The sequence below is a fragment of the Rosenbergiella nectarea genome, assembly GCF_900111105.1.
Classification (GTDB): Bacteria; Pseudomonadota; Gammaproteobacteria; order Enterobacterales; family Enterobacteriaceae; genus Rosenbergiella; species Rosenbergiella nectarea.
The window spans coordinates 19,954-43,611 of record NZ_FOGC01000015.1 but is presented as its reverse complement, the minus strand read 5'-3'; the positions used below and the strand labels follow the sequence as shown (position 1 = coordinate 43,611).

At 49.3% G+C, this 23,658-nt stretch carries 18 protein-coding genes; 3 read left to right on the top strand and 15 right to left on the bottom strand.

What is annotated here, in order from left to right:
• Nucleotides 1-12: 12 nt before the first annotated feature.
• From recD to rppH, 13 genes are all read right to left on the bottom strand, one after another.
• A complete protein-coding gene (gene recD, locus BMX14_RS15020) occupies nucleotides 13-1,848 on the bottom strand; it encodes an exodeoxyribonuclease V subunit alpha (protein ID WP_092678166.1) in 1,836 nt (611 codons plus the stop codon).
• Nucleotides 1,835-5,383, bottom strand: coding sequence for an exodeoxyribonuclease V subunit beta (gene recB / locus BMX14_RS15015; RefSeq protein WP_230527526.1), 3,549 nt, complete (start codon nucleotides 5,381-5,383; stop codon nucleotides 1,835-1,837). Before recB ends, recD begins: the two co-directional genes overlap by 14 nt.
• The gene (gene recC / locus BMX14_RS15010; RefSeq protein ID WP_092678164.1) at nucleotides 5,380-8,808 is read right to left on the bottom strand and encodes an exodeoxyribonuclease V subunit gamma; all 3,429 of its coding nucleotides are present in this window, start codon (nucleotides 8,806-8,808) and stop codon (nucleotides 5,380-5,382) included. Before recC ends, recB begins: the two co-directional genes overlap by 4 nt.
• A 75-nt stretch (nucleotides 8,809-8,883) precedes the next feature.
• A complete protein-coding gene (locus BMX14_RS15005) occupies nucleotides 8,884-9,147 on the bottom strand; it encodes a hypothetical protein (protein WP_230527527.1) in 264 nt (87 codons plus the stop codon).
• A gap of 1 nt (nucleotide 9,148) precedes the next feature.
• Nucleotides 9,149-9,607, bottom strand: coding sequence for a DUF2509 family protein (locus tag BMX14_RS15000; protein WP_092678160.1), 459 nt, complete (start codon nucleotides 9,605-9,607; stop codon nucleotides 9,149-9,151).
• Nucleotides 9,608-10,159 (bottom strand): prepilin peptidase-dependent protein, encoded by a 552-nt coding sequence (locus tag BMX14_RS14995; protein ID WP_092678159.1) that lies wholly within the window; start codon nucleotides 10,157-10,159, stop codon nucleotides 9,608-9,610.
• Entirely contained in the window at nucleotides 10,156-10,632 is a 477-nt protein-coding gene (locus tag BMX14_RS14990) for a prepilin-type N-terminal cleavage/methylation domain-containing protein (RefSeq protein ID WP_092678157.1), read from the bottom strand. The genes BMX14_RS14995 and BMX14_RS14990 overlap by 4 nt, the downstream gene beginning before the upstream one ends.
• 270 nt (nucleotides 10,633-10,902) lie before the next feature.
• Complete coding sequence (locus BMX14_RS14985) at nucleotides 10,903-11,718, bottom strand: Brp/Blh family beta-carotene 15,15'-dioxygenase (RefSeq protein WP_092678155.1); 816 nt, start codon at nucleotides 11,716-11,718, stop codon at nucleotides 10,903-10,905.
• Entirely contained in the window at nucleotides 11,715-12,425 is a 711-nt protein-coding gene (locus BMX14_RS14980) for a bacteriorhodopsin (RefSeq protein ID WP_092678153.1), read from the bottom strand. Before BMX14_RS14980 ends, BMX14_RS14985 begins: the two co-directional genes overlap by 4 nt.
• A gap of 295 nt (nucleotides 12,426-12,720) precedes the next feature.
• A complete protein-coding gene (thyA, locus tag BMX14_RS14975) occupies nucleotides 12,721-13,515 on the bottom strand; it encodes a thymidylate synthase (protein WP_092678151.1) in 795 nt (264 codons plus the stop codon).
• Nucleotides 13,512-14,393 carry a prolipoprotein diacylglyceryl transferase gene (gene lgt, locus BMX14_RS14970; protein WP_092678149.1) on the bottom strand — a complete coding sequence of 294 codons (882 nt, stop codon included), beginning with the start codon at nucleotides 14,391-14,393 and terminating at the stop codon, nucleotides 13,512-13,514. The genes thyA and lgt overlap by 4 nt, the downstream gene beginning before the upstream one ends.
• Nucleotides 14,394-14,514: 121 nt before the next feature.
• On the bottom strand, nucleotides 14,515-16,770 hold the full coding sequence (ptsP, locus tag BMX14_RS14965) for a phosphoenolpyruvate--protein phosphotransferase (protein WP_092678147.1): 2,256 nt from the start codon (nucleotides 16,768-16,770) through the stop codon (nucleotides 14,515-14,517).
• A 3-nt stretch (nucleotides 16,771-16,773) separates the two neighbouring features.
• Nucleotides 16,774-17,301 carry an RNA pyrophosphohydrolase gene (gene rppH / locus BMX14_RS14960; RefSeq protein WP_092678145.1) on the bottom strand — a complete coding sequence of 176 codons (528 nt, stop codon included), beginning with the start codon at nucleotides 17,299-17,301 and terminating at the stop codon, nucleotides 16,774-16,776.
• A 680-nt stretch (nucleotides 17,302-17,981) separates the two neighbouring features.
• Between rppH and mutH the strand changes: the two genes are divergently transcribed.
• From mutH to BMX14_RS14945, 3 genes are all read left to right on the top strand, one after another.
• The gene (gene mutH, locus BMX14_RS14955) at nucleotides 17,982-18,659 is read left to right on the top strand and encodes a DNA mismatch repair endonuclease MutH (RefSeq protein ID WP_092678143.1); all 678 of its coding nucleotides are present in this window, start codon (nucleotides 17,982-17,984) and stop codon (nucleotides 18,657-18,659) included.
• A 326-nt stretch (nucleotides 18,660-18,985) separates the two neighbouring features.
• Nucleotides 18,986-19,204, top strand: coding sequence for a YgdI/YgdR family lipoprotein (locus tag BMX14_RS14950; protein ID WP_092678179.1), 219 nt, complete (start codon nucleotides 18,986-18,988; stop codon nucleotides 19,202-19,204).
• Nucleotides 19,205-19,217: 13 nt separating this feature from the next.
• A complete protein-coding gene (locus BMX14_RS14945; protein ID WP_092678141.1) occupies nucleotides 19,218-20,258 on the top strand; it encodes an NADP(H)-dependent aldo-keto reductase in 1,041 nt (346 codons plus the stop codon).
• A 9-nt stretch (nucleotides 20,259-20,267) separates the two neighbouring features.
• Here BMX14_RS14945 and lplT read toward each other — a convergent pair whose 3' ends face one another.
• Both lplT and aas read right to left on the bottom strand, forming a co-directional pair.
• Entirely contained in the window at nucleotides 20,268-21,461 is a 1,194-nt protein-coding gene (lplT, locus tag BMX14_RS14940) for a lysophospholipid transporter LplT (protein WP_092678139.1), read from the bottom strand.
• A gap of 2 nt (nucleotides 21,462-21,463) precedes the next feature.
• Complete coding sequence (gene aas / locus BMX14_RS14935) at nucleotides 21,464-23,626, bottom strand: bifunctional acyl-ACP--phospholipid O-acyltransferase/long-chain-fatty-acid--ACP ligase (protein ID WP_092678137.1); 2,163 nt, start codon at nucleotides 23,624-23,626, stop codon at nucleotides 21,464-21,466.
• Nucleotides 23,627-23,658 lie beyond the last annotated feature (32 nt).

Genomic DNA, 23,658 nt, shown 5'->3' with positions numbered 1-23,658 from the left:
TCTCTGACTGCTTTAGCGTAAGGCGGCGGTGAGTCCACTGCGGCGCGAGGTTTGATTCATTATCGCGCGGTTAAGGATAGCCGCCTCACCATACAGCGTTAACTGCGATTTCGCTCGAGTGATGGCGGTATAAATCAGTTCACGAGAAAGCACAGGACTAAACTGCCGCGGCAGCACCAGTGCAGTATGGGTGAATTCAGAGCCTTGTGATTTATGCACGGTCATTACCCAAGCCGTTTCGTGTGCGGGCAATCGTGAAGGCTGCACCGCCCGGAGTTCACCGTCCGGCAGTTGAAAGTACACTTTTAGCTGCTGTTCGCTGTCTAATAAGGTAATACCCACATCACCATTAAACAGCCCTAACCCACTGTCGTTGCGGGTGATCATTATTGGTCGCCCGACATAATCTTGCTGCGTAGTGGCAGAGAGCAACCCCCGTTGACGTAAGGCGGTCTCGATACTCTGATTTAGCCCCTTTACACCGAAGGCCCCTTCGCGGAGCGCACACAGTAGCTGGTAATGAGAAAAGTGTGCAACAACTTGCCGAGGCGTATCACCTCGCGCTATCGAGGCTAAAAACGGCTGGTACCCCTCACACACTTCGTGCAGTAATGTTCGCCAGTCGGCCTCGTCGGCTAATCCACGCCAATGAATGTCTGGAAGTTCCGCGGTAAATAGCGCTTGCGCCTGCGAGGTATCGCCTTGATTCACTGCCCTAGCAAGCTGACCAATTCCGGATTTCGCATCGAACCGATAGCTATGTTTCAGTAGGCAGATATTATCTCGTAATTGAGGTGCCTGCGGCGACTCACCGCCCTCCACAAGGCAACCGGTAAGACGTGATAACTGCGCGGCACGCGCCACACTGAAACCATATTCCGCACTGCGGCAGATATCGCCCAATACCGCCCCCGCCTCAACAGAAGCAAGTTGGTCACGGTCACCCAAGAAAATCACCCGTGCCTGTTCAGGTAGTGCGGCAATTACATTGGCCATCATGGTCAGGTCAACCATCGAGGCCTCATCAACGATTAAAATATCCAGATGCAGAGGGTTATGCGCATGATAACGTAGTTGGCGGGTGGTGGCTTGCGCCCCCAATAAACGGTGAAGGGTGGTCGCTTCCCGTGGAAAACGTTGGCGAACCGTCTCATCAACCTGCAAGGCAAGCAAGGCTTTTCCCAGTGATTCGGTTAAACGCGCCGCCGCTTTACCGGTCGGTGCCGCCATTTGGATCCGCAGCCTCGTCGGGCTAAGCTGGATCATCGCCGCCAGCAGTTTGGCTACTGTTGTCGTTTTCCCTGTTCCCGGTCCACCTGAAATGATTGCATGACGCGCCGTCAATGCCACCGCGGCAGCCACTTTCTGATCGTTATGTTCCGACGATCCGAATAATTGATCGAGGATTTGGCGCGCTTGACGTTCATCCTTCAACCGTTGTTCAGGGAATGCGTTAAAGAAGGACGCGACCTGTTGCTCTTGGTGCCACGCACGCTGCAGATAAAGCTGCTGATCGACCAAACATAATGGACCAATCTGCGTCGCCGAGGAGAGCGCCGACCACGTGGCTAGCCGACTTTGCCACGCCTGCGCGTCCTCGGGCGCTTGACATAATTGCCAAAGTTGCTGAGCGGCGATCCGCTGCGCGCCCGTCCACAAGGCTTCAGGCGTCAATGCTGATAAGGCAAGGCACACATGCCCCTCACCGGCGCTGGCGCTGACGCAGGCTGCCGCAAGAAAATAGTCCGCCCGATCGCCTTCACACACCAACCGAGCAAATTGCAGATCCACTGATCGAAACAGCTGTGTGGAATGAGCGTAGGTCATCGCCTGTTCAATAAGATTCATTGATTTCTTCCTCTTGGCTGAAGAAACGGTCCAGCTGTTCAATCAAGGCAGCAGGCGGTCGCGTGTAATAGACACCATTTCCAGGAAGAGCATCAGCCATTCCCCGTAAAAAGAGGTAATAGACGCCCCCAAAATGCTGTTCATAATCGTAATGAGGGAGGCGGTGGCGTAAATAGCGGTGTAACGCTAGGGTATATAATTGATATTGGAAATCATAACGATGCTCGACCATCGCCTCTGCCATAGCGGCCTGAGTATAGGCCTGACTCTCTGCGCCTAGCCAATTCGACTTATAATCGGCAATGTAATATTTACCCTGCCAACGAAAAACAAGATCGATAAAGCCCTTTAACATTCCCTGTACCTCAGAGAAGACTAAGTTCGCCGCTTGCGCCGATAAAGGATCATAGCGCTTAATGCACTGGTCAAGACGACTGGCATTAAGGGGTTGCTCGATCGGGATCCAGAACTCCATTTCGATCAAGCGATCGCTATTGCGAATCGCAGAGAGCGATGTTTCTGATCCGGGGAGTTGTTGAGATAAGACGCGATCGATCCAATCCAGTACCACTGGCGTCCACGCCTCTTCATAGCCCCAAGCCAATAACTGCTCTGTCACCCACTTTGCCTCTGGGGTCGCGGTAAAATCCAGATGTTCGAAAAGGTGATGTAAAAAAGTTCCTGGCGCGGCGCCTTTTGGGAATTGATGCACTGTCGATAGCGACGAAAGCTCATCAGTACGCTCTGCAATAACTTCGGTGTCAAATCCTGGTACATACAGTTGACGGCTGCTGGCATGATACGTGAGAGCAGAGTAACTGGTGACACGCCAATTATCTTGTAGTGACCGTTGTAAAACTTTCGCCATAACCTCTGTCGATGCCGTGAGTTCGGTTTGATAGTGCGTAGCAGGCGGCTCGCTTGCAAGCACTACCTCACACTCACTATCCGCCATTTTTGCCAACGCTTCCGCCAACTGTTCTGCGGTAGCCGGTACACCTTGTTGCACCAAATATCCCACTGCACTGTGCTCCAACTCAGTAGGTCCTTGGTATTTACGTTTACGATAAAATAGCGGCGCAATACCGATGCTGCAGTGCCAAATCGCACGCGTTAAGGCCACATAGAGTAAACGTAAATCCTCTGCAAGTCGTTCTTCTTCCGCTAACGTTAAGCTCTCTTCATCACCCTGCAAATCAAGAATCGCCGAGAAATGCTGCCGGTCATGGTAAAGCGGCTGTTTCGTTTCGCGATAGCTAGCAATAAAAGGTAACCAGACGAGCGGATACTCTAAGCCCTTAGATTTATGGATCGTAACGATTTGGACTAGGTCGCGATCGCTCTCTAAACGTAATTGCTGATTACGGGCGTTATCATCAGGTTGATCCACTTGCTGAGCAAAAAAACGTAACAAGGCATGGGGTGTATCATGTTCCGATGAGGCCGTTTGTAACAGCTCACTCACGTGCATTAAATCGGTCAGCCGCCGCTCCCCGCGCGAACTTGATAAGACATTCTCGGCTAAAGCATAGTCGTGCAATAGTTGACGAAACATCGGTAAGAAACCAAATTTACGCCATTGCTGCTGCCATTCAGTAAACTGATCAGTCAACGCATCCCATTGCCCGCTATCGTGGTTAAGCGCTTCGATTTGAGCCGCTGAATAACCGAGTAGCTGAGTCGCTAACGCGGTCCGTAATAGTGACTCTTGCTGAGGATGTAAAATAGCCTCTAATACCCAGAGCAACTCTTGTGCTTCGACTGTTTGATAGACGCTATCGCGACTCGACAGATAGACCGAAGCAATCCCAAGTTGTTGTAGCGCATCGCGGATCAGACTCGCTTCAAGACGACTCCGCACCAGTACGGTAATATCCGCGGCACTGACGCTACGGCGTATTTCTCCTTTAACCAACCATGCCTGCCCCTGTTGTCCAGCCGTCAGCCATTGTGCAATATCATTGGCGCAATACTGCGCCATCGTCTGGTGGTAGTCCGATACACTGCACCCTTCCCCCTCTTTTAACCACCAGCGCATCGCCGGTTGCTGTTTACCCTCTCGCCACACACTAAGAGACTGATTGTTTGGGGCCGAGGCGACCGGTAAAAAGGGAATATCGGCAAATAGGAAGGGACGATCGACTTGTTGAAAGAGTCGGTTAACGGTCTCGACCATTCCAGGTGAGGATCGCCAGTTAGTATGCAGTGAATAGTGGTCCGTCACCTCATCACGGGCTTTGATATAGGTGAAAATATCTGCGCCACGAAATGCGTAGATCGCCTGTTTAGGATCGCCAATAAGCAGCAGAGCGGTGTCGGAGGGTTGCGCATAAATACGGCTGAAAATCCGGTATTGGGTCGGATCGGTATCTTGGAATTCATCGACCATAGCCACCGGATAACGTTGACGGATCGCTTCAGCGAGTGCTTCACCTTGGGGAGTTTGCAGGCCCCGATCAAGCTTTGTTAACAGATCATCGAAACTCAGCAACGCATAGCGTTCTTTCTCTTGACGTAGGTTTGCGCGGATATCTTGTAGCGCTAAGGTCACCAGCGGTTCATACAACGAGATTGGCGTAGCAAGAAAGTGATCTATCGCCTCGAAAATCGGCTGTTGGGGTGCTTGCCCCTTTTTGGTTTTGGCGAGTAGCTGCGCTTGACCAAATTTTTCCAGCTCCTTCTGCGGAAGCTGATAACCGGTATCGTCACTTTCTGCCCAGAGCGTTATCGCGTTGATCCAGTTGGGAACATGTAACGTAGAATAACTACGTTTATCGACATCAGAGTCCATCACCCACTGATAGACATCAGCAGAAACCTCGCGCCATTGCTGTTTCATCGCGAAGATCCGACGGCTATTCTCATGGTGACATGCGGTTAAATCTTGCGTAGGAAGCGGACGTTTCAGTTGAGGGGCATCGCCCTGCAACCATCCTTTAACAGAGTGTAGAAGATGCTCAGGGCCGCTGAACAGTGCCATAACCTCTTGCGCAATCGCCTCTTCCAAAGGGTAGCAATAGCGCCGCCAAAAATCCTCGGTCGCTTGCCGTAACAGCTGTTGTTCATCTTCTAAGAGCTGTTGTTGAAACAACATCCCCGATTCAAAGGCATTAAGATTTAGCATTCGCTGACAAAAACCATGGATCGTGTAGATGGCTGATTCATCCATCTGCCTTTCAGCCAGCAACAAGATCATCGCGGCTTGCGTTTTGTCCTGAATTTCCGCCAATAATTGGCCCATCACCGGATGGTCGGAATGACCACGAATACAAGCTATACGTAACTGATGAATATTGTCACGAATACGTCCCCGAAGTTCTTCAGTAGCCGCCTCGGTAAAGGTCACGACTAAGATTTCTTCCACCGATAATAACCGTGACCAGGCATTTTCTTTACCCAATCCCAAAAGTAATCGTAAATAAAGAATGGCCAGGGTAAAGGTTTTACCTGTTCCGGCGGAGGCTTCAATCAATCGCTGTCCTTGTAGAGGGAGCGTAAAAGGGTCGAGGATCATTGACGACGAGGAGTGACTCATGCTGCTGTCTCCGAAGTCTCAGGGCTGTGCGCCTGTAAAACCGGTAAATACCACAACTCTGCTTGCTGACAGATAGTTGTCACCTGTTCTGCGGTTAATTGGGGTGCTAAACGTTGTAGATAAGGATCGCTCCCCTCTCCGTCCATCAAATATCCTTCATGCCATGCACTGTGCAGCCGTTGTAAGGCCCGGTTTTGCGTGCTTTCCTGCCAATCAATCACCGGAGGCTGGCTATTTTTAAGCAATGCAGCCTGTAACCAACCGCCCCCACTCTCTTTCAATAACCAGAGCGGTTCGACCATGCCCTGGTAATAGCCTTGCATCATTCTTTCCAGTTGTGCCATTGCTTGGTCGACAGATAAGGGTAAAAAACGCCAGCAGGTCTCATCCCGCCCATATAATCGGCTGATACCTTGCCCCCCCATCGCACAATAGAGCAGATGCTCAATCCATAGTAACAACCCATCTGTCAGATTGAGCTTACCGGGACGCCAACGCAGAAGACCGTCTGCCTGGACCTGCGGTAACCACCCGATGACTCGGGTATCCAGTAACATCAGATCCACTTCTAGGCTATGCGTTGCATGACGTTGGGCCACTACCGTATGGGCAATCTTCTCCATCTCCGCGCATTGACGCTGCCAAAGGAGTCGACCGTAAGCACCATAAGGTAATTGTCCTGATAGACGATAATGGCGATAGAGCTGCTCGGCTGGCTGTTGGTCGATCAACGTATTTAATAGACGCTGATTGAGTTGATAACGGGTCAGATTATCGTGGATAAAAGGTTCACTCTCTGGAAGCCCCACCTCTTCACGTTGGAAATAAACGCCTAAGCGACGAGTGAACCATGCGCGAATCGGATGTCGCCAGAAACTGGAGAAGGCGTTAATGGAAAGCTCTTCAGGTATGGAAGGCGCAAGGGGCTGGGAAAAGAGTGGCTGAGGCGTGCCTTCACGATTGGCCGCGGCTGTCCATTGTTGGGCAAAGGAGTGCCAAGGATTCTGTTCACTGAAGTTTTCAATCGAGAACGGGGTACGAGCTTGGGCCAAGACGAGATGTTGCTGCACGCGCCGCGCGCTCTCGTCGACATCACACTGCGCATCCCCTTCGAGGTAAAAACTTTGTCCGATATAGTCGAGCAACTCCGTTACCAATACGGATGCTAAGCGAGGCTGATTATCTTGTATCGACCGCCCGACATAACTGACATAAAAATAGTGCTGCGCCGAGGTTAAAGCTTCTAGGAACAGGTAGCGGTCATCGTCCCGACGATTTCTGTCACCTTTTCGGGGTTGTTTAGGCATGAGATCAAAACCCGAAGGGAGTATGGTTCGTGGATAGACCCCATCATTCATCCCCAACAGACAGACGACCTTAAAGGGAATCGAACGCATTGGCATTAACGTACAAAAGTTAACCTGACCCGCTAAGAATCGTTGGCTAATACGCTGCTGTTCAAGCCTACCACGTAGTTCATCACGTAATAGCGTCATCGGGATATGTTGCGTGTACTGAGCCGTGATCCCTTCTTGGATCACTTTACGCCACTGTTCGTGGATCACTTCCAAAGCCGCTTGGCTCTCAGCATCGCCAATGAAAAAGCGTTCGGTTAATTGACGACAATAGGGTAACCACTCCGCAAGCGTATAAGACTGCGTAAGTCGTTCACGCCACTCGCTGAGTGCCGCAAGAAACTCGGCTAATTGACCGGCTAACTCCCCCATTAACCCAGCACTTTCATCGAACGGCAGTATGCCCTGCCAATCGCCCAGCGTGCTATCCATGGCGACCCCGAGCAACATACGTTGGATGCCGAACTGCCACGTGTGTTGACCGGTAACGGGCAGGGCGAGATCTGCAACGCTTTCATCATCTAAGCCCCAACGAATACCCGATTCTTCGACCCAATGGCGTAAGCGCTGCAACTGCTCTTCCGTAATCGCAAAGCGTTCAGCTAACGCAGGTACTTCAAGAAGGGCCAAGACCTGTTCTGATGTAAAGCGACTATCCGGTAACATCAGTAACTGAATAAATGCTTGAATCACCGGGTGTGCATAGCTGGCACTGCGATCCGAGATAGAAAAAGGTAAATAAGCGTCGTTATTCGCTCTAGAGAAAGCCGCTTGAATATAGGGAGTGTAAATATCAATGTCGGCAACCATCACAATGATATCTCGTGGGCTAAGATCAGGGTCCTGATCGAGCAGCGTAAGGAGATAGTCTCGAAGAACCTCGACTTCACGCTGCGCATTATGACAACTGCTTATCGTTATTGATCGATCATCGCGCGCTAACGGTCGCTTAGTCGTACTGGTCATAAACTGCTCAGCATTCAGCCCGACAACGGAGTGATCTTCCAGCAGTAAAATATCCTGCTGAAGCTGCGAAAGCAGATGGGTAGGTTCATTTTCCACAAAAGCATGGATCTCATCATTGACACTTTCCATCTGTGCAAGCAGATAGAGATTATCGCGTCCCTGCCGCCCCCACGAGGCGAGCAAAGGATTGGGGAGCGCTTGTTCGCCCTCTTCACTAAAGAGCTGTGAGGCAATTTCTGGCGCTTTAAATAAAGCACGCTGCTCTCCTGTTTCCTGCCACTGTTGTTGCTTTAGTGCATAAACCTTACGCCGCCGAGTCAGTAACCGAGCGAGGAAAGCTCGGTCTTGAATATCCCCCCAATAGTGTTGGCAGGGATTAGTAAAGAGCAGATGGATTTCACTGTGTCGGCCCAAGCCTTCAAGCGCCTGCAGGTAGATGGGCGGTAAGGAGGAGATGCCGCAGATAAACACGCGTTTAGGTAAGACCGCATCAAGTTTATCGTCGGCAAGACGTTGTATAAAACGTTGATACAGATTGGCACGATGCCATTCAGGCTGACCAATCTTCGCCGTATAATCGACCAAGGCTTGCCAAAGTGGCGCTTGCCATTCTTGGGCGCTGCCTAATTCCGCAACACGATCCCCTTGCTGCCATAATGCTAACCAGTCGGGGCGATAGACGAGGTAGTGGTCAAAGAGGTCAGCGACTTGGGCACAGAGTTGATACAGCTTGCGCGGATCAGCGTCTTCGGCAAGATAATCACTAAGAACCTGAAAGGCTGGCTCCTCACGTAAGGAAGGCAGAAGATGCATCAGTTTCCAGCTCATGGCACTTTTGGTGAAGGCACTTTCAGCGGGAATATTGGGTAACACGGCAACGAACATCTGCCAGATAAAGGTTGCAGGCAGCGGAAAATGGATATTCGCAGCAATACGCGAATGGAAGCCTAAGGCTAATTCCATTTGTAGCCATTGCGCCATGCCGGGGCTTTGTACCAAAACCACTTCCTGTTCAAGGGGATCAGGCAGTGGATCATTCTCCATTATCGAGGTGACCAGATCTTTCAATAAATCAAGACGATTTGAATGCCAAACACGAAACATAGTGACCTCTTCTCCTACAACCTATCCCAGCAGTATACCTTGCCTCGTCCCTAATCACGACCTACTGATACATTTCTACGGGCAACGTAAACGCTGCAAATACTGTGGCGAACTATTCGCTACTTGCCAAGTGACTCGTTGCCAATAACAGCCATTCGTTGCCGTAATCTGTTGTTCTTCCAGTGTACTGACAGGCGGCTCACTCCCCTCAAGCCTTTGCGCTAATTGCTGCCATACTTCGCGGCGTTGCCACTGAGTCTGTTCACTGAGTTGCAAACTGCCGATAGAGTGCAACATCAGTAAGCTACTGATCGACAATAGTGTTAAGGCAATCAACACCTCAACCAAGCTTATCCCCTGGCAATTTTCCGCCACACTGGTCGGCTGACAGTGGGCAGTCATCGATCCAGCCGCGAGGGTGTCGCTGTAGCCGTAAGGGCGATACGTCACTGAAAATAACTCTCTGCCATAGTAACCACTCACTTTTTTCGGAAGCACCTCGTAACCAGCCATCCGTTTGCGAAGCACGCCAAAAACAGACAGTAAAGGAGGTTGAGGGCGATGAAGGGCATTGCCACCCTTGTGTCGTCGACCACGAATGCGTTCGCCCCCAAGCCAGAGCAGACTGTGCTTGGTAAAACGCGCGAAGATAATTTTTTTCATCATTAACCTGCTGCGCCCCATAACGAAGTGAATCACTGGTTAAACGCAAAATGCCACTGGCTAACGCCATGGTGACTAAAACCATTAACAAGGTGGTATTCCCTTGCTGTGATGAAGAAAAAGATAGACTGTTCATCTAGTCATTCTCTCGATTAACCCTGTGTTGCCGGTTAAGTGTGTACTTACCTGCTTTAAGAGTCAGTTGTACATCTACCTGCCGAGCAACCGCCTTGACCTGAAAATCGAGCACTTGCACCTGTGCGGGCTGATTTAATCGCGACCATTGGCCTGAGGAGCAATCAGTGACCCCCCTCGCGCTTTCTATCGCTAGCCCCCGATGTCGATAACCAAAATAATCGCTGTGCTGATGGCTTGGCCCTTCCCATTGACCGTTAGCATTATCGTCCCAGCGTAAAAGTAAACACTTACCTCCCTCCATGATCTCCATACTGATCCCTCTACAACTCTCACCATGACAAAAACCTGCACGACGAATGGCTTTTTCGATTAACAACAGCAAGCGCTGCATCTCAGTTCGGACCCATTGTCGATGCTCCATGGCAGTCGTTTGTTGCCATAAAAGTGGTAACACACGTTCTGCGCTGAGTAAAATTATTGCCCCGAGCGTGAGCGCTATAAGTACCTCAATCAGGCTAAAGCCCGCTTGAGGATGGGTTATCGGCTTCATTGACACCCCTTTTCATGACTCTCGCAGTAGCGGACTCTGCCATGAGTAGAAATAATGATTCGCCAGCGTGTAACCTGGTTCCCCACCTCGAAGCTCCCCGGCCATGCAGTGCCATGCTTCCCAAAAAAACGCGGCTCACCGACCATTGCCAACAGCTTGACTTGGGAAGCGCACGGTTTCCACGTCCATCGCTCTGTCTTCCCCGCCCGAGACTCGCTGGTCGCCCTCACGACTGATTCGCCGTTGTTTAACGACCGCGCGAACGAAATCGTTAAGTGATAGCCATTTGCCTGCTGACGTAGCCGATTCAAAAAGTGCGTTAAATCACTCGCAGTGGCCTTAGCCTGTTGACGGTGCTGCCACCGCGTAAGCGACTGGCTGCCTAAGCCCGTCAATATCGCGGTGATCACTAGGACAATCAGTACTTCTAATAAAGAGAACCCTGCGTGTGAAGAGTAAGAAGATAATCGCATGGATAAAGCTTACGACGGTTACGTCAATCAAGCAGGCCTCTCCTTATCGTTCTGCGAGGAGGATTAGAACATTTACTCCTCTCATCAAATATTTTCACTTTTTATGAGGGGTAGATTGGAAAAAAGGGATCACGTCGGTATAGCCGCTCACTCATTAGCCTTGAATAGGGGGGAGATAGAGCTGGTGGGAAATAAAAATTTAATGAAAAAAATATTTCAGTTCATTATTAAAAATAATGGTAGTCATTCACGAAGCCAGAAATAAGGAAATCAATTATTTTCATTCGATTCAAAAAGAGGGGTAATTAATAAATGCGGCAACGCTAAAGCCGTGAGTAACGTAAAGAGTGTTCGTACGGGTTTTTGTGCCTCAGGAAAGACGAATATAATCGCCAGCAACGAGAAAACTAATGCGCCACATAATATAGGCCAAGTTAATCGTAGATAATCATAATAATTTTCACAGCCCAAAGCACGGCGACGGTCGTGAGTTTTCGGGAGAGCATGGAGGATTAAAAAACCCACTGAAAAACCTATCAACGGCGGAACAAATAGCAGTGACATAACCCCCGTAAGGGTTCGATAATCTTTTCTTACTAACGCAGGAATAAATATTAACACGGCGCAAAGTATACCTATGCCATGCATAACACTTATGGCCGATGCAAGAGAATGAGGTGAGGATCCTGTATAGCTGAGTAGGAGTGCCGTATCGGTGCGGTAGAAGACCGCTGGAATAGTCACCAACCCTAATCCTAAAGCAAAACGCCTAAGCCAACCGCTCTGCGACGGTTCTTCAACCGTAAAGTGTACCGCTGAAGCGAGTAGAAAAACCGGTAATGCGCCGGCTGGATAGATTTGCCAGACTAGCAGACAGAGCACCATTAGGGTTAAATACCCACTGAGGAATAGCACTCTTTTTCCACGGCGAACCACGGCTAAGTCGCTAGCACCATGTGCCATACCTAGTATACCAATCACCACTGTGGCAAATAAGAGTTGAAAAAGCATCGGACAAAAAGAGGCAGCAAGCGCTGCCCCATACAGTAGTGCCCAACCACTTTTTGGCCCTAGGTTTTCGATCATACCGTAGTGCTATCAATCGTCGTCGTTTGGAAGGACTTCGCTAAGACTCTTGCCGCATAAAAAGCGTAGAAGACTTTCGCTATGACATCTAAAACGAGGAAACTCCATACCGACGCGGCGTCGCTAACAAGATGTAAGCCTTCAGGTCCAACAAGGAAGACAACCGGATAAAGCAGCCACACCAGGGTCAACAAGGTAATATTTTTATAATATCCGCCTGCAGTGGTCAGCGCGCGGGTAATGGCAATTTTACGTAAGGGTCTCCACAATAAGAATAGCACCCCGAGAAAGGCCATACAGGACCATAGATACCAGATTGCTTTAACCATAAAGGTATCGGCAAGTGAGGATAATAAGCCTGTGACAACCATAATAATATCTAATCCAATAATCGCCGTTAAATATCCATTCATTTGGCTCGAGGGACCATACTCATGGAAGGCAATCATCACTAATCCTGCCAATAAAATAGGCGTAGTGACAGTCCAATCAATATATCTTGCGAAATAAATAGTGGTTCCATTATCAGAGAGATAATTGCCGACACCTAATGCCATCGCTAAATAAGCGGTTGCGGCAATAAAGGTGACCAGAGCATGCATCATAACGTGATTTTTAATTGCGGCCTTCTTTCTTCCAGAAAGGTAAATTAACAATGTCGACAATGACATTATCGTAAAACCGGTAATAAGTGGGACGTGCTCCATTAAAGTTTCTCCAAACAGATTTATAATAATAAATATTTAAATTATAAATAATAAGCCTGATTATTACTTGATGCTAAGTATATGAGGGGATCTGTTTTCTGCAAATTTACACAGTGATTTACTAAAAAATAAATACTCTTTCTATAACTTGATTTAATGAAGATTGTGGATTAAGAATTGGCTATTAAAAGAGACGGGTAGAGTCGAGGAACAGTAAAAAAAGCCCGAAACCTTAAGGAGGTTACGGGCTTTAGCGCTTATCGCTCTCTAACCGTTAACTTGGACTAAGCACGACTTAAATCGCGACAGGGGCTTTGATCGCAGGATGCGGATCGTAGCCTTCAATCTCGAAATCTTCGAAACAGTAATCGAAAATGGTCTCAGGCTTGCGTTTAATAATCAGCTTAGGCAGCGCACGTGGCTCACGGGTTAACTGTAACTGTGCTTGTTCTAAGTGATTGGAATAGAGATGAGTATCGCCGCCCGTCCAGACAAAATCCCCGACTTCTAGGTCACACTGCTGAGCAATCATATGGACCAGTAAAGCATAACTGGCAATATTGAAGGGCAATCCTAAGAAGACATCACAGGAGCGCTGGTAGAGCTGGCAGCTTAATTTGCCATTCACCACATAGAATTGGAAAAAAGCATGGCAAGGTGCCAAGGCCATTTTATCCAACTCCCCGACATTCCACGCAGACACTATGATACGGCGCGAGTCAGGGTCCTGTTTAATCTGACGGATCACTTCGCTAATTTGGTCGATATGGCGTCCATCGGCAGCAGGCCAGCTACGCCATTGTTGACCATAAACAGGACCTAGATTTCCCTGTTCATCCGCCCATTCATCCCAAATTGTTACCTTATTTTCTTTCAGGTAAGCAATGTTAGTGTCCCCTTTTAAAAACCACAGTAGTTCGTGAATAATCGAACGTAGATGGCATTTTTTCGTGGTGACTAAGGGAAAGCCCTGTTGCAGATCGAAGCGCATTTGGTGACCGAAAATGGATAAGGTTCCAGTACCGGTACGGTCGTCTTTTACCGCGCCTTCAGAATGGACTTTCTGCATCAGTTGTAAATATTGATTCATTTTACTTCACTCGTTACAGTCTTTGACTGGCGTTGATACGCCCAAATCATCATTATCATTCCAGCGACAATCATTGGGATAGATAAAATTTGCCCCATGCTAATCACTCCACCAAATAACCCGAGCTGTGCGTCAGGCTGGCGGAAAAACTCGACGATAATACGGAAAGCGCCATAGCCTATCAGAAATAGGCCGGAAACACTGCCCATTGGACGCGGTTTGCGAATAAACAGATTCAGAATAATAAATAATACCACGCCTTCTAACGCTAACTCATAGAGCTGCGAAGGGTGACGAGGTAGCACCCCATAGGTGTCTAACAGAGATTGCCACTGCGGATGGCTCGGGATTAAGGCTAAATCTTCATCGCGCGAGCTGGGAAAGAGCATGGCCCAAGAGGAGCTTGGGTCAACGCGTCCCCATAACTCGCCATTAATAAAGTTACCTAAGCGGCCGGCGCCTAAGCCAAAAGGAATTAACGGAGCAATAAAATCAGAAACTTGGAAGAAAGTCCGTTTAGTTCTGCGGGCAAAAATTAACATCACCACAATGACGCCAATCAACCCACCGTGGAACGACATACCACCGTCCCAAACCTTAAACAGGTAGAGCGGATTTTCTAAGAAAAGCGGTAAGTTGTAAAATAACACATATCCGATGCGGCCACCTAAAAACACCCCTAAGAAACCGGCATAAAGTAGATTTTCAACTTCGTTTTTTGTCCAACCACTGCCGGGCTTATTGGCACGACGAGTGGCCAACCACATGGCAAAAATAAAGCCGACTAAATACATCAAGCCATACCAGTGAAGGGAGATTGGACCGATAGAAAAAATTACCGGGTCAAATTGTGGAAACTTAAGATAGCTCGCAGTCATCTTGCACCATTGGTTGTTAAATCAATCACTCGCGCCTCATTATTGAGGGGGTGAACAAATAGGTTGGGCGAAATCATAGCATAAGCCCGCGAGATTGCGGGCCAGTAAATGTAGCCGAGTATTAACGACCGCCGCGGATCAATCCGCCCAGTCCACGACGTTCCATAAAGACCGAGATTTGGTAGCGGACCTCACTGGTGGTGCTGGACTGTAAAACGTGTGCCGCGAGTTGTTCGGTTTCGTTACATTCCAAGTGTCGCAACAGGTATTTGACCCGAGGAATGTTTTTTCCATTCATACTGAGGTGGCGGTAGCCCATCCCCACCAATAGTGGAACACAGGTCGGATCACCCGCCATTTCCCCACATAAACTGACCGGGAGATTGACGCGAGTGGCCAAGGTCATGATGCGGTAGAGTGCCTGTAAAACCGCTGGATGTAGGGCGCTGTATAAATTCGCCACCCGGGTATTATTGCGATCCACCGCTAACAGGTACTGCGTCAAATCGTTAGTGCCCACCGAAATAAAGTCGACCTTTCGTGCCAATTGCGGGATCAAAAAGATCATCGACGGCACTTCCAGCATTATCCCGACTTCCGGCGAGGGGATTTCATACCCCAGTAGTTCCTCGACCTCATAAATCGCGCGGTCAATCAGGTGGCGCGCATCGTCGATCTCTTCGATACTGGTGATCATCGGCAGCAGGATCCGCAAATTACCCGATGCCGCGTTCGCCCGTAACATCGCGCGGATCTGGACGAGAAAGATTTCTGGTTGATCTAAGGTTAAGCGAATCCCCCGCCAGCCTAAGGCCGGATTTTCTTCACTGATGGGCATATACGGCAGCTGCTTATCCGCACCGATGTCGAGGGTTCTTAAGGTGACCGGTTTTTGATGGAATAACTGTAACATTCCCTGATACTGCGCCACTTGTTCCTCTTCCGAAGGGAAGCCACTTTGCAGCATAAAGGGGACTTCGGTGCGATAAAGGCCGATCCCCTCGACCCACTTGTCTTGATCGAGCTCCAGCTCTGCGCTTAACCCGGCGTTAAGCATAATAGCAATATGCTCGCCGCTCTTGAGTTCGCCAGGCAACTCAGCCGCCGTTTCTGCGGTCTTACTGAGCGCATTCTCCTCCTTGAGCAGCCGTTGATATTCCTTAATCAGGATCGGCTCAGGCTCGATCAGGACTTCCCCGCGATAACCGTCCACAATCAGCTGATGCTTATCGAGTTGTTCAGGTCGGATATCTACGCCCATTACAGTCGGAATACCCATAGCACGGGTTAAGATCGCCGCATGCGAGTTCGCCGCACCATCTCGCACGACAATCCCTGCCAGACGGTCCTGCGGGATCTCCGCGAGGGAGGTGGCGGTTAATTCATCCGCGACGAGGACAAAACGTTCGGGCCAGCTATTGCTACCCTGTAAGGAGTCGTCGAGATGAAAGAGTAAGCGCTGGCCTAACTCGCGTAAGTCGTTGGCTCGGTCACGTAAATAGTTATCTTTTAGCTCCAAAAACTGTGCAGCAAATTTTTCGATAACGACTTTGACCGCCCACTCGGCCACAATGCCTTGCTCAATCTCGGCCAGCAGGCTTTTTTTCAACCTTGGTTCGCTCAGTAGATGCGAGTAGAGGTTAAAAATTTCTGCGCTCTCTTTCTGCGCACTGCCTGAAAAGCGTTTACTGTAACGCCGAAATTCTTCACCCGCTTCGGACATCGCCTGTAGTAAGCGCTCTTGCTCTTGCTCAATATCGAGCGCTGAAGCGCGCGTCACCTGTTCCAACAAGGGTTGTACTTGATCGACCCAGCCCGGGGCAATAGCTACCCCAGGGGAAGCCGCAATCCCCTGCAGGCGGCTTTGGCGGTACAGACCGAATAGCTGGCGAAGTTGTGACGGCGAAAGGAGTGTAGCGACCTGCGTAGCCAGCGTCACCAAGAAAGACTCTTCGCTCTCGTCATACTGGCGTGGTTCACGCTGTTGAACGACCAGTACACCTAATACGGTTCGCCGAGAGACAATGGGCGCGCCGAGAAAAGCACGGTAGTGCTCCTCATTGACGGAGGGAATATATTTGAAACTCGGGTGTGAAGGGGCATCGGCTAAGTTAATCGGCTCTGCGAGACGCCCCACCAAACCGACGATCCCTTCATCGAGGGCGAGGGTAATATTTTTGCCACGAGGCTTTTTTAAGCCCCGCGTTGCCATCAAGTAATAGCAACCGCGCTCATGATCAGCCAAATAGATCGAACAGACTTCTGTTTCCATCGTATGACAAATCTCATTCACGAGAATTTCAAGTGCATCATTGAGTCGCGGCGCACTCGCGACTTTTTCAACAATATCTCGTAACTGTGTGAGCTTCAGTGCCATCGATCATCCCCTTTTACGCCGCCCTGAGAAATTCGAACGCTGCCCTCCCCCTTCCGGTTGGGCCATTAACGATGTTGCAAATTCTTTCATTACCCGTCGATAGACATCCCGTTTAAAAGAGACCACTTGACGGACCGGATACCAAAAACTCACCCAACGCCAACCATCGAATTCCGGGGTACTGCTCCGCTGGACATTGACGGCAGCATCTTGACATTGGAGTTGCAACAGAAACCATTTCTGCTTTTGGCCAATACACACTGGCCTTGTATCCCATCGCACTAAACGTTTGGGTAATTTGTAGCGCAACCAATTACGCGTCGAAGCCAGGATACGCACATCTTTACGATGCAACCCCACTTCTTCAAATAATTCACGGTACATCGCCTGCTCTGCCGTTTCTCCTGGATTAATTCCGCCTTGCGGAAATTGCCAAGAGTGCTGACCAAATCGTCGTGCCCAAAGCACCTGTCCTTGACGATTACAAATCACGATACCCACGTTAGGGCGGTAGCCATCATCATCGATCACTGGACTACCTCGATATTCTTTTTAGATAACCTGATTGTTTCACACTCCACTCGGGCGGTAAACCATTGCCTTACGCCAATAATTGTCGACGTTAGTGGGATAACTTAGGGGTAAAAGTAAAGTTATAAACAAATTACCACGAAGTTAGCCTAATTTATTCACCTTTTCTGTGGATAGCTTTGTGAAAAAGATGGGATTCAGTTGAATAATCATTTTCAAACCCCACTTTTAGCTCTCTAAATTAATTTTATAAAGACCTTAAATTACATGAAGTTATCAGGTTTATAAACAACATTTTATCAGGTTTTTCTCGCGTTCACGCCTAAACACTTAACGCATCGGTTAAAATTTAGTCATTTTATAAATTATCCACAGAACATGCCTGATTGTTACGCATAAGTCGAGAAAAAACTGAACAGAACCCGCTGTCAAGGCTGTAAATAGAAACAGTACTCTTTAAATTAAGGAGTTATCCAGTTTTTCTGTGGATAAGTAGGGTGACAAACCTGTTTATGAATCCCTTAAAACTGGGATAACCCAGTAGAGGTCCGCAAACTCTCTGCAGGATTGACTTAAAAAACCATGGTTTTTCATGCTATTATTCGCAATCTGCCTGATTAGAAGGTTCGTCCTAACACCCCCTACTTGATACTGGTTATTTTTTATACAAAGAGTGAACGATGTCTATTGCTTACCTTGCGCCACCCGAATCCGAAGCCGAACTGATGCGCCGTGCACAACAGATCGCTGGAAAAACCTTTGCGGAGGTTGCGAGTGAACGGCAAATAAAGGCGCCAGCAAACCTGCAACGTAACAAAGGGTGGGTAGGAAATTTGATTGAGTTGGCCTTAGGGGCACAAGCAGGCAGCAAAGCGGAGCAAGATTTTGCCCCTCTCGGTATTGAGTTAAAAACTATTCCGATTAACGCTCAGGGCCAGCCCTTGGAAACCACTTTTGTCTGTGTTGCCCCCCTAACCGGCAACATTGGGGTGACGTGGCAGTACAGCCACGTTCGTCAAAAACTGGCCAAAGTATTGTGGATCCCGGTAGAAGGTGAGCGGCATATCCCCCTTGCCGAGCGGCGAATTGGCGCACCGCTGCTGTGGCAACCTTCTGAAGAAGAAGATCAGCAATTGCAAGCGGATTGGGAAGAGTTAATGGAGATGATTGCGCTAGGGCGTGTTGAGGCGATTACCGCCCGCCAAGGTGAATATCTGCAAATTCGTCCCAAAGCGGCTAACAATCGTGCCCTGACCGAAGCAATTGGACCATCGGGCGAGAGAATTCTTACGCTTCCACGGGGCTTCTATTTAAAGAAACGTTTCACGGCCCCCTTACTCGCTCAACATTTTGGGTAAGTTCCCGTTTCACCAGGCTTGCCAAATAGGACATTTGGCTTTAGCTTATTGAAGTGTAAGCGTAATAATTCCCTTTGTGATCGCATTATTGCGATCCAGTAAGACATATCTCTTTACGTTTTTATCTCGAGCGTTTTCTCTCGGCACCCAATATTTTTTTATTTAAATTTCAACTTATTAAGTTGTTATACTCGACAAAATATTGACCCGCCATGTCGGTTATCGAGGCCCCGCTCCTCTTGCTCAGAGGAATACAGACAATTCTGGTTTATGCTAACCGTTATCATCGCTTAACTGTTGCGCTAACGAAAAGAGGACGAAAAGAGATGATTAAAGTTGTTTTACTATTAGTCGGCGTAATCGGCAGCCTATTACTCAGTGGGTGTTCGAGCGATTACGTGATGGCAACCAAAGATGGAAAAATGCTGCTGACCGAAGGAAAACCCATCATCGATAAAGAGACTGGGCTAGTCGAATATACTGATCAGCAGGGCCATACTACCCAAATAAATAGCGACGATATTTCCAGTATTATTAAAAAATAATAAGGATTTCAGCATGCATTATCACCGTATCCCCCATAGTAGTCTTGAGATCAGTCAATTAGGCTTGGGTACCATGACCTTCGGTGAACAAAACAGCGAAGCGGACGCTCATCAACAGCTCGATTATGCGCGTGAGCGTGGCATCAATCTGATTGATACGGCCGAAATGTATCCTGTGCCCCCCCGCCCAGAGACACAAGGGCTAACAGAAAGCTATATCGGTAGCTGGTTAAAGAAAAGTGGCCAACGGGACAAGATTGTGCTCGCCAGTAAAGTGGCAGGCCCGGTTCGCGGAAATGATGCCTCGATTCGTCCGCAACAGGCATTAGACCGGAAAAATATCCGTCAGGCGTTGGAAGCCAGCCTTAACCGTCTGAATACTGACTATCTTGATCTTTACCAGTTGCATTGGCCTCAGCGTCCAACCAACTGTTTCGGTAAGTTAGGGTATCAGTACAGCGAAGAAAATGTCCCCGTGACTCTGTTGGATACGTTGGAAGCCCTCTCTGAGCATGTTCGTGCAGGTAAGATCCGTTATATCGGCGTATCGAACGAGACACCTTGGGGAGTGATGCGTTATCTTCACCTCGCAGAAAAACATGACCTGCCACGGATCGTATCGATTCAAAATCCGTACAGTCTGGTTAATCGCAGTTTCGAGATTGGCTTATCAGAAATCAGTCAATTCGAAGGGATTGAGTTACTGGCTTACTCTTCCCTAGCATTTGGTACATTGAGTGGTAAGTACTTGGCGGGGAAGCGTCCAGAAAAGGCCCGTAACACGCTGTTTAGTCGCTTTACGCGTTATAACGGTGAATATACTGAACAAGCCATCGCGCAGTATGTTGCGTTAGCTCAGGCGCATCAGCTAGCCCCCTCACAGATGGCATTAGCCTATGTTCGCCAACAGCCTTTCGTTGCCAGCACACTTTTAGGGGCGACGACCTTAGCGCAGCTTCAGCAAAATATTGATAGTTTTGAGGTGACGTTAAGTGAAGAGGTGTTGGCGGGTATTGAGGCGATCCATCGCCGTTTTCCTAATCCTGCTCCCTGATAGGCAAGGTTAAGCTTTTCGTTTTAACTGCCACAACCATAAACAGGTGATCGCTAACGCAAATAAAATGCCGAAAGCGACACCTGTCACGACTGCCGTCGCCCCCAGCCAGATCGCCACGCTATACAGTACCAGCATCGCCAGCATGACGCTGTTTTCTCCTAAGTTTTGCACGGCGATGGCACTTCCGGTACCCACCGTTTGCTGCCCACGCTCTTGAAGGAGTGCATTGAGGGGAACAACGAAAAAGCCACCAAAGATGCCGACCAATACTAATAAACCGTAGGCGGGCAACAGATGAGTTTCAAGTGCAAATACCACCACTAATAGCCCTACCGCAATCCCCGCCGGTAACGCTTTACCTGCATGCTGCAAGGAGACCCATTTCGCCGCCACAAATGCGCCAACCACAATTCCTATGGCGACCATCGCATTCAATGTTGTCGGCGTGGTGTTATCTTGAATACCTAAGGCTACCGGTACCCAGATCACCAATAGGAAACGCAAGGTGACGCCTGCGCCCCAAAACATACTGGTCCCAATCAACGAAAAACGACAAATTTTATCTTGCCACAAGGTCTGACACGCCTGAAAAAACTGATCTACCAAGCGTTTCGGGTGGTAATTGCCGTGGGGCCGAGCCGCATCCAACTTGGGGATCATCACATTCGCCATCACCGCTAATGCGTAGATTATGGCACAGACCAAAAGTGCGGTAGAAACATGCCAATCCGCCAGAATTCCTCCGCTGACCGATCCGAACAGTATGGCGGCAATGGTCGAGCTTTCCATGAGACCATTCCCTTTCACTAGTTGTTTTGTCGGCAGCAGCTCGCCCAATATGCCATATTTGGCCGGGGAATAGGCCGCAGCCCCAATACCGACCAAGCTATAGCCAAGAAAGGGACTGATGTTTACCCCAATAGCAATGACGCCGATTAGCTTAATACTGTTGGCCACCATCATCACCCGACCTTTTGAAAAGCGATCCGCAAAATGGCCGACAAAGGGTGCCAACAGGATATAAGCGATAACAAACACCATTTGCAGGATCGGCTGACTCCAATCAGGATACGCGGCATTTTTTAGCATGGCTAAGGTGGCAAAGAGCAGCGCATTATCCGCGAAGGCGGAGAAAAATTGCGCCAGTAAAACCGGGCGGATCCCCGGTACGTTAAGGGGTGATTCTGCAGATAATTTCATTGTTACCCATTGTGAGAATGTGAACGCGCTGGCTCTGCTGCCATTGCTTTAAGAGAAACATAATCGGGTTTGCCACTGCCTAATACCGGTAAACTATCGACTACACGGATATCACGTGGCACCAGTAATTCGCTATGTCCTTTAGCCTTGGCTTGATTCAATAACGCGTCACGCTGCAATTGCGCGTCGGTCGTAAAGAGGACTAACGCCTCCCCTTTCTGCGAGTCCTCCTTTACCGACACCGCATGCTGTTTATCAGGAGAGACCGCCATCACTAAGGATTCGACGCTTTCCAGTGAGACCATCTCGCCGGCTAATTTAGCAAAACGTTTCACGCGCCCTTGGATCCGGCAGAAACCCTCTTCATCGAAGCTAACGATGTCGCCCGTATCATACCAACCGGCGTCAAATTGCCCTTCGCCATTGTCCGCGGCGGGCGATTCAATATGACCCGGGTTGTCGACGCGTAAATAGCCTTTCATAATATTGGGGCCACGAACCTGTAAGCGGCCGCCTTGCTCAATGCCTGGTACGGAGATCAGACGAAAGTCCATGGCGGGCAGTAAACGGCCAACGGTATTAATCTTAGCCGCCATCGGCAGATTTATCGATAAGACTGGAGCGCATTCTGTTGCACCATAGCCTTCTAGGATACGGATACCAAATTTCTCGGCATAAAGCTGGCGTACATTCTCTTGTAGCTTCTCCGCCCCGGCGACCACATAGCGTAGGCGGGCGAAATCATATCCCTCCGCGAAGCGCCCGTAATAGTTTAAGAACGTCGAGGTCCCGAACAACACGGTACAATCTTGGTCATAGACCAGTTCAGGGATAACACGATAATGCAATGGGCTTGGATAGAGAAACGCTTTGGCCCCAGTAGAAAGGGGTAAGAGTAAGCCTACTGTCAGGCCGAAAGCATGAAATAGCGGCATTGCTGAGAGGAAACAGTCTCTCGGCAAAAAGTCGGCAACAGTCCGGATCTGCTCAACATTGGCCAATAAACTTTTATGGCTGTGTACCACCCCTTTAGGTACGCCCTCTGAACCAGAGGTAAAGAGGATCACGGCCGCGTCTTCTGGCTGCTGGGAAACTTGAGCGGCTTTAGGGAAGAACAGATGTTTCGCCACCCACCACTTATCTTCGCCCGTAAGGGTTTCTTTTAAATCTTCAAGGTACAGCCAACGAACATGCGGCGCATTCTCGACCAAATAGTGGTATTTCCCTTTATCGAGAAACTGGCGGGAGGTAAAGATGGTGGTGATCTCCGCAGCCTTGAGGGCAGCATGCAGACCGCTGTTCCCCGCTGAATAGTTAAGCATGGCAGGGACCCTGCCCCGTGCGGTTGCCGCCAGCAGTGTGGCGACAGTGACCACGCTATTAGGCAGTAGCAAGCCGATGTTTTGCCCCGGCTGGGTCTCTTTTTCAAGAATACAGGCTACACCTAATATTTTCTTGAGCAGTTGCCGATAGCTGTTAACGGAAAAATTAATATCGTCCACACAGCCGTGGGACCAGCCAAAACACTGGGCAGCATGGATAAAGGCCTCATAAAGCGTTTCACGTGGACGCACAGCCATCCGCGCTTCGTGCATGATATGCGCCAAATGTTCACCCGCTAAGACACGTCGCTGTCGGGCTTTGGCGTCTTGCGGCATAGGGATATGGGTTGAGGGTAAGATGAAGAGGCGGATCTTAGGGAATAGACGGCGTTTAGCCGGTAAGCGACTAAAAGGGGTATATTCCGCGCCCTCGATACGAATAGGGATGACCGTAGCCTCGGTTTTCGCGGCAATAAACCCGGCTCCGCTATACACCTTCATTAACGATCCCGTGACGGAGATACGTCCTTCAGGGAAGATAATCACCGGTCGACCAGTGTTTACCTCTTTAATTAGGCGCTTCATGGTCATTGGCCTGGCTGGATCCAGCGCGACGACATCGACCCAGCGTTTTACCCCGCGCAGCGCCCAATGGTTGGCGTAGGTTGCCGTAATGGCGAAGACCGGTCTAACCGGTAAAAAAAGCGCGAGGAGGATACCATCGAGAAAGGAGACGTGATTCGGAGTGATAATCACTTTTTTGGAAGTAAAACCTGAAGTCTCTCCCTGTACTTCAACGCGCCATACGAGTTGGCACACCCACCGCAGAAATTTGAGCAACATGTTTTCCCTGTAAAGATCAAAGGTATCGGAGT